Annotated in this window: 10 protein-coding genes; 9 read left to right on the forward strand and 1 reads right to left on the reverse strand. The window is 70.3% G+C overall.

All coding sequences use genetic code 11. The features are described from left to right. The first annotated feature begins 2 nt into the window (after positions 1-2). Together HV824_RS23570 and HV824_RS23575 are read left to right on the forward strand one after the other, a co-directional pair. Positions 3-566: a DUF1629 domain-containing protein gene (locus tag HV824_RS23570; protein ID WP_176424275.1), complete on the forward strand. Its 564-nt coding sequence runs from the start codon at positions 3-5 to the stop codon at positions 564-566. Positions 567-1,019: 453 nt separating this feature from the next. After that, positions 1,020-1,289 (forward strand): hypothetical protein, encoded by a 270-nt coding sequence (locus HV824_RS23575; RefSeq protein WP_176420713.1) that lies wholly within the window; start codon positions 1,020-1,022, stop codon positions 1,287-1,289. A gap of 675 nt (positions 1,290-1,964) precedes the next feature. Here HV824_RS23575 and HV824_RS23580 read toward each other — a convergent pair. Continuing rightward, positions 1,965-2,723 carry a DUF6209 family protein gene (locus tag HV824_RS23580; RefSeq protein ID WP_176420714.1) on the reverse strand — a complete coding sequence of 253 codons (759 nt, stop codon included), beginning with the start codon at positions 2,721-2,723 and terminating at the stop codon, positions 1,965-1,967. 231 nt (positions 2,724-2,954) lie between these two features. On the opposite strand from HV824_RS23580, the gene HV824_RS23585 reads away from it, so the two are divergent. The 7 genes from HV824_RS23585 to HV824_RS23615 all read left to right on the forward strand — a co-directional run bounded on the left by HV824_RS23585 (position 2,955) and on the right by HV824_RS23615 (position 5,995). Next, the gene (locus tag HV824_RS23585) at positions 2,955-3,131 is read left to right on the forward strand and encodes a hypothetical protein (protein WP_176424276.1); all 177 of its coding nucleotides are present in this window, start codon (positions 2,955-2,957) and stop codon (positions 3,129-3,131) included. 12 nt (positions 3,132-3,143) lie between these two features. After that, on the forward strand, positions 3,144-3,551 hold the full coding sequence (locus HV824_RS23590; RefSeq protein ID WP_176424277.1) for a VOC family protein: 408 nt from the start codon (positions 3,144-3,146) through the stop codon (positions 3,549-3,551). 204 nt (positions 3,552-3,755) lie between these two features. After that, the gene (locus HV824_RS23595; RefSeq protein ID WP_176424278.1) at positions 3,756-4,295 is read left to right on the forward strand and encodes a Na+/H+ antiporter subunit E; all 540 of its coding nucleotides are present in this window, start codon (positions 3,756-3,758) and stop codon (positions 4,293-4,295) included. Beyond that, positions 4,292-4,561 (forward strand): monovalent cation/H+ antiporter complex subunit F, encoded by a 270-nt coding sequence (locus HV824_RS23600; protein ID WP_163786957.1) that lies wholly within the window; start codon positions 4,292-4,294, stop codon positions 4,559-4,561. The genes HV824_RS23595 and HV824_RS23600 overlap by 4 nt, the downstream gene beginning before the upstream one ends. Further along, positions 4,558-4,872 (forward strand): monovalent cation/H(+) antiporter subunit G, encoded by a 315-nt coding sequence (locus HV824_RS23605; protein ID WP_176420718.1) that lies wholly within the window; start codon positions 4,558-4,560, stop codon positions 4,870-4,872. The genes HV824_RS23600 and HV824_RS23605 overlap by 4 nt, the downstream gene beginning before the upstream one ends. Next, positions 4,857-5,678, forward strand: coding sequence for a hydrogenase subunit MbhD domain-containing protein (locus HV824_RS23610; protein WP_176424279.1), 822 nt, complete (start codon positions 4,857-4,859; stop codon positions 5,676-5,678). The genes HV824_RS23605 and HV824_RS23610 overlap by 16 nt, the downstream gene beginning before the upstream one ends. Then, positions 5,675-5,995 carry an NADH-quinone oxidoreductase subunit K gene (locus HV824_RS23615; RefSeq protein WP_176420720.1) on the forward strand — a complete coding sequence of 107 codons (321 nt, stop codon included), beginning with the start codon at positions 5,675-5,677 and terminating at the stop codon, positions 5,993-5,995. The genes HV824_RS23610 and HV824_RS23615 overlap by 4 nt, the downstream gene beginning before the upstream one ends. The last annotated feature ends 90 nt before the right edge of the window (positions 5,996-6,085 follow it).

A 6,085-nucleotide genomic window follows, 5' to 3' on the forward strand; every position in this document is an offset into this window, starting at 1 on the left:
CTATGTACTTCGAGCTTGAAGTAGAGATTGGACAGAAACACGGCGTCATGGAATGGCCGAAAGTACCAGATGGTGCTTTTGGCTTTCAGGCTGGTGATTTGATTACGGTGCCAGTGCCTGAGCCCGTTGAGTTCCTCGTGAACAATACCGGCGCACACCCCCCTGCGGACTTTGTAGCCAGCTTCATGCCGTTGTTTTCTGATCGTCTGGTGGATGCATTTCGCCACGCCGGTGTAGACAACATGCAGACGTTCAAGGCGATACTCAGAAATCCAGTCACCGGTGAGGCTTGGGATTCCTACAAGGTGGTCAATGTGTTGGGCAGGGTTGCGTGCGCAGATCTTGATAAATCGACTTACGAAGGCCCTGGCGGGACGGGCTATGAATTCAAGGAGTTGGTGATTGACACAGAACGCGCAAATGGTGCCCTGTTGTTCAGGCTTGCTGAGAGTCAGGGCATGTTGATCGTGAATAATAGCGTTTTGGACCACATGTACGATGAGGACGATGAGCCCAGGTTTGATGGTGTCGATTTCATTCCCATCAAATCTGCGTGCAATGTGTAGGGCATTGGCGGTCGCATTGTGCGGACCTTCGCTTCGGTGAGACTGGCCTGTGCTTGTGTGTTCGGGCCGGGCTTGGACGGCCCCGCGCGCTCGCCGCCGAGCGCCGCTGGCAGGACGTAGCCGCCGAAGAGCGCTAGCGGCAATGCACGCTACAGGAGGGGCACACCCCTCTTCCCCTGCGCGTGAAGGCGACGAGCTGCTCGTCGTTGCAACTCCCGCAGCGTACCCGCGCTCTCCCAGCCACACGTCACCAGGGACTCCCGTCAGCCTCCCACGGGCTCCTCGGGAGCCCTTCGAGACCGGGGAGCTCGGGTCGCTTCGGCCACCTCGCCGGGCCACGTCCCTGGCGGCTGGGCGCCTGGCCATGGTGCGCTCGGCGGCCTTCCTCACCTCATCACCTTCACCGTCATCAGCGTCGATGGCGGCATCACCACCCAGAGCCGGGAGGTGACGGTGGACCGCACCGCGCCCATCCTCCGCGTCCTGTCCCCGGCTCCGGATGAGCCCCAGTCCCCGGTGGTGGAGGTGCGCTCCGAGGTGACGGACCTCAGCCCGGTGCGGGTGACCGTCAACTGGGTCAACAGCACCGACGTGGGCGCGGGCACGAATGTCGCGACCAACACGGTGACCCTGTCGAACCCCGGGCACAACGTCGTGCTCGTCCGGGCCACGGACGCGGCGGGCAACACCACCGAGCAAGTCGTTCTCGTGCTCGTCGAGTAGCGCGAAGTGAAGTGCGAGCGAGGTTCACGACTCATCGCGCAGCGCAGATGAACTGAGAGGCGGCGCCGCCGCGGTGGGCGTGTCCTCCGCGGCGTGTCGTCCAGGGGCTGCGCGAGCGCCAGGCAGGGCAGGAGGAGCGACAGCAGGACGGAGCGGTTCGCGTGGGAGTGCATGCGCGCGGGGCACCTCGTCAGCGCACGGCGCGCGCGGATGCCATGCCATCACCTCCGTTGCGGACTTCATGCTGAACGGACCCCGCGGCCATCTCAGGGGCCCCCTGGCGGCGGGGGGCCGGAGTCACTCCCGTAGCTCGCTGTTCGGAAATGTCGGGGGTTTTGACGCCACAAAAGTCCCGACATTTCCGAACAGCTACCACCGGGCTGCGCGCCCGACCCACAGGAATGTAACGCGGTAGCCTGTTCGTGGCGTAGGCACAGAGGTTGGCGCGTCATGGGTGCAGGTGAGCCCGTCGAACAGTTGGACCCGGAGCCTGGTGCGCACCCCGAATCCATGCTCACGGCCGCCCACCACATGCCGCGCCAGGAACTTCCCTACAAGGACCTGGGCGCCGACTCCTTCGAGCGCTCCGGCAAGGCGCAGCTCGCCAAGCGGCGACTACGCCCAACAGCCTCCGGCTGCTTGCTTCATCCTTACGCCGCTATCAGCCGGTGCGGCTCATTCCACTGCGAAGTGATAGTTGGAGCCGTAGTTGTTGTCGTAGCGCACGCAGGAGCTGCGGTCCGTGTTGCGGAACCACATCTCCAGGTGGCGGGCGCCGGCCGGAGCGGTGATGGCCGCCGGCACGGACCTGCCGGAGCCGGTGACGACCGTCTCCTGGATGGGGCCATTGTCGAAGCGGTACTGCGCGACAATCGCCCAGGCCGGGCCGTTGTACGTGGCGCGGCACTCGGGCAGGCGGGCCACGTCGTAGTTGACGATGAACTCCTGGCCGGCGCGCAGCGTGCCCGCCACGGGCTCGTCCCAGTTCGCGTTGAAGGAGAGTGTCGGCGCGCCGATGGGGAAGTGGTAGTTGCTCCCGTAGTTGGAGTCCCAGGCCTGGCAGCCCTGGCTGGAGATGTCGAACCACATCACCAGGGCGCCGCTCAACCCCGCGGGGAGATGCAGGGTGCGCTGGGAGGGGTTGCCGTCCGGCGCGTGGCCGGCCACCCAGAAGCTCACCACCGGGCCGCGGTTCACCTGGACGTGGCCAGTGATGGTCCAGGTCGGGTCGCCCGATGAGGTGGTGCCCCGGCACTGCGGCAGGCGGCTGGTGTCGTAGTTGACGACCACCGCGCCGCCCACGGGAATCAACTCCACCGACGGCGTCTCGTTCCAATACCCATCGAAGGTGATGGCGGTGGGGGTGGTCTGCGCCGCGGCCGTGGAGGCCAGCAGCAGCAGCGGCAGGAGGGAGGGAAGAAGTCGACGGACCAAGATGCGCTCCTTTTGAGCGGAAGTGGGACTGGGCGCGCTATCCCGCTCCCGCACATCAGGTCAATGGCCTGGCGCGGGACTTCCGCGTCTTGAAGGCTTGGCGCCTCGCGACGCATCCGGCGGCGCCGCGGGTCCGTGTCATTCTCCTGGACCCTCGGACTGTCGCATTCGAACATGCCCGCTGAAGCCGCTGCCCGCCAGCGGGGTCCTCTTCGACCAGGAGTTCTCCGGATGACATTCATCTCGGACCGTTCGTGCGTCGTCCTCCTGCTGCTCATGGGGGGCTGTGGGACGGCGAAGCGGGTGCCGGCGGGGCGCTTCGAGAGGGGCTCTCCGGAGGGTGAGGCGGGGCGGGACGCGGTGCACCGGCGCCCGCCCAAGGCCATGCGCCGTCGAACCCATGAATGATTGGAGTCCCCGATGATGCTCTTTCGAATCATCCTCCCGGTTGCCGACATCGAGCAGGCAACACGCTTCTACGCTCAGGTGCTTGGCCTTCCCGGGGAGCGCGTCTCCCCTGGCCGGCACTACTTCGCCGCTGCGGACGCCGGCGGGGCCGTGCTTGCATGCTACTCGCCACGTGAGGATGGCGATGCCGCCGAACACGGCGAGACCTGGCGCCCACATCCGTTCCAGTACGTGTACTTCTCGACCAGGGACCTCGGCGCCCTCCGCGAGCGGTGCCTTTCGGCTGGCGCTACCGCGGTGACGCCAATCGAGCACATGCCGTGGGGCGAGACGCTGTTCTATGCGGTCGATCCATTCGGCAATCCCATCGCGTTCGTCGAATCCGGCACTGAGTTCCTCGGTGGCCGTCCCGCGCCTTGACAGCTCGGCACGCGGCCGTGGCGGGTTGAGGCCAACGAACTGAAGGCGCGGCTGGCGCGGGGAGCGTCCCTTGCGGAGGGGGCTGCGCCCGCGTGCCTCGTGCCAGGGCGTGTGCGGGACGGCCACCGACAGCGGGTGGCCCCGCGGGACGATGGCCGCGAGGGGCGTGGGATGCCGACTCATTGGCGCCACGGGTGCCACCGCATGCCTTCTCCCCAAGCCCACAGCTTCCGAGGCCCGCGCCGGGCGTGGACCCTCGCTGTCCGGGGCGCGCTGCTGTACGTGCTGTGGACGGTGCTCGTGGAGGCCCATCCGGAGGGGCTGTGGGTGGGGCTGGTGGCGGTGCCGCTGGCGCTGGCGGCGAGCCTGGCCTTGTCTCCACCGGGCCCCACGGGAGTCCGGTGGTGGGCGCTGCTGCGCTTCCTGCCGGGCTTCGCGCGGCGGGCGCTCACCGGGAGCGTCGACGTGGCGTTTCGGGCGCTTCGGCCGGGGCCGCCGGTGTCGCCGGGGTACCTGGACGTGCCGGTGTGGCTGCCGGGCCTGCCCTCGCGCGTGTTCCTCTCCAGCGTCGGCAGCCTCATCCCGGGGACGCTCGGGGTGGACCTGGACGAGGGCCGCCTCACGCTGCACCTGCTGGACGCGCGAGCGCCCGCGCGCGAGGCCGCGCTGGAGGAGTTGCGCGCGCTGGAGCGGAGCGTGGCCGCCATCTTCGGCGTCGCTCCGGTGGGAGGGCCGCGGCCATGAGCGCGTTCTTCCTGGGCGTGGCGGTCGTCCTGCTGCTCAACGTCCTGGTGGGCCTGTGGCGGCTGCTGCGCGGGCCCACGGCGGCGGACCGGATGGTGTCCGCCAACCTCTTCGGCACCACGGGGGTGGCCATCCTTCTGCTGCTGGCGGAGGCGGAGGAGCGTGGGCCGCTGCGGGACGTGGCGCTGGTGCTGGTGGTGCTGGCCGTGGTGTCCACCGCCACCTTCATCACCCGGCCACCGGCCGCGCCCGAGGAGCGGCCATGATGGCGCTGGCGCGAGACGTCCTCTCCACCGCGCTCGTGGTGCTGGGCGCGCTGTTCTTCACCGCGGGGACGGTGGGGCTGCTGCGCTTCCCGGACGTGCTGTGCCGGCTGCACGCGGTGTCCAAGGCGGACGGGGCCGGGCTGGGGCTGGTGGCGCTGGGGCTGCTGCTGCGCGCGGAGTCCGTGGCCGCGGCGCTGAAGGTGCTGGTGGTGTGGGTCCTGGCGCTGGTGGCGAGCGCCGCGTCGGGGCAACTGGTGGGGCGCTTCGCGGCGCGGGCGTCCGGACGGGAGCGGCCATGGACGCGGGACTGATGCTGGACGCGCTGCTGGCGCTGGCGCTGCCGCTGCTGGTCTGGCGGGCCGTCTGCGCCCGGGACGTGTTCCAGGCCTGCGTGGTGTTCATCGCCTACGGGCTGCTGCTGGCGCTGGCGTGGGTGCGGCTGGGCGCGGTGGACGTGGCGCTGGCCGAGGCGGGGCTGAGCGCGGGCTTCACCGGCGCGCTGCTGCTGGACGCGGCGGTCCGGCTGGGGCGCGCGCGGGAGCGCCCGATGGCCTGGAGGCCCTGGGTGGCGCTGCCGTGCGCCGCCGTGGGGGGGCTGCTGCTGTGGGCCCTGTGGGCGCTGCCCGCGCCGCCCACACGGCTGCCGGAGCTTGTGCGCGAGCGCCTGCCGGACAGCGGCGTGAAGAACCCCGTCACCGCGGTGCTGCTCAACTTCCGCGCCTACGACACGCTGCTGGAGGTGGGGGTGCTGTGGCTGGCCGGGCTGGCCGCCTGGGCCGTGCTGCCGGCGAGGCCCGCGGGCCCGGCGGACGCGCCGGTGGACGCGGGCCCGGTGCTGCCGGCGCTGGCGCGGCTGGGCGTGCCGGTGGCGGTGCTGGTGGCGCTGTACCTCCTGTGGGTGGGCAGCCGCCTGCCGGGCGGGGCCTTCCAGGCGGCGGCGCTGCTGGTGGGCGCGGGCCTGGCGGGGCGGTTGCTCGAGTATCCGCGCGATGCGGCCTATGGGCTCATCGTCCTCATCGAGGTGGCGGCCATGGTGTCCATCGCGCTGGTGCTGGCGGTGCTCTTCGCCGGACGGCGGGACGTGCCGGGGACCTGGCGCGGGGAGGCGCCACGGTGAGCGCGGTGACGCTGTACCTGGGCGCGGCGGCGGCGGTGGTGGCCGTGGCCCTGTACGGGCTGCTGGCGCGGGAGCACCTGGTGCGCAAGCTGCTGGCCGCCAACCTCCTGGGCAGCGGCATCTTCCTGGTGCTGGTGGCCGTGGGGCGGCGCGTGGAGCCGCCAGACCCGGTGCCCTCCGCGCTGGTGCTCACCGGCATCGTCGTGTCGGTGAGCACCACGGGCTTTTCGCTGCTGCTGGCGCGGCGGCTCCACGAGGAGACGGGCAAGGCGCACCTGCCCGAGGACGACGGCCCGGGCGGCGGCGTCGCGGGGTGACATGGCGGCGGACCTGTCGAGCGCGTGGGTATGGGGGCCGGTGGCCCTGCCGCTCGCCGCGGCGAGCGTGGCCCTCGTGGCGCGCCGGGC

The sequence above is a fragment of the Myxococcus sp. AM009 genome, assembly GCF_013372605.1.
Taxonomy (GTDB): domain Bacteria; phylum Myxococcota; class Myxococcia; order Myxococcales; family Myxococcaceae; genus Myxococcus; species Myxococcus vastator.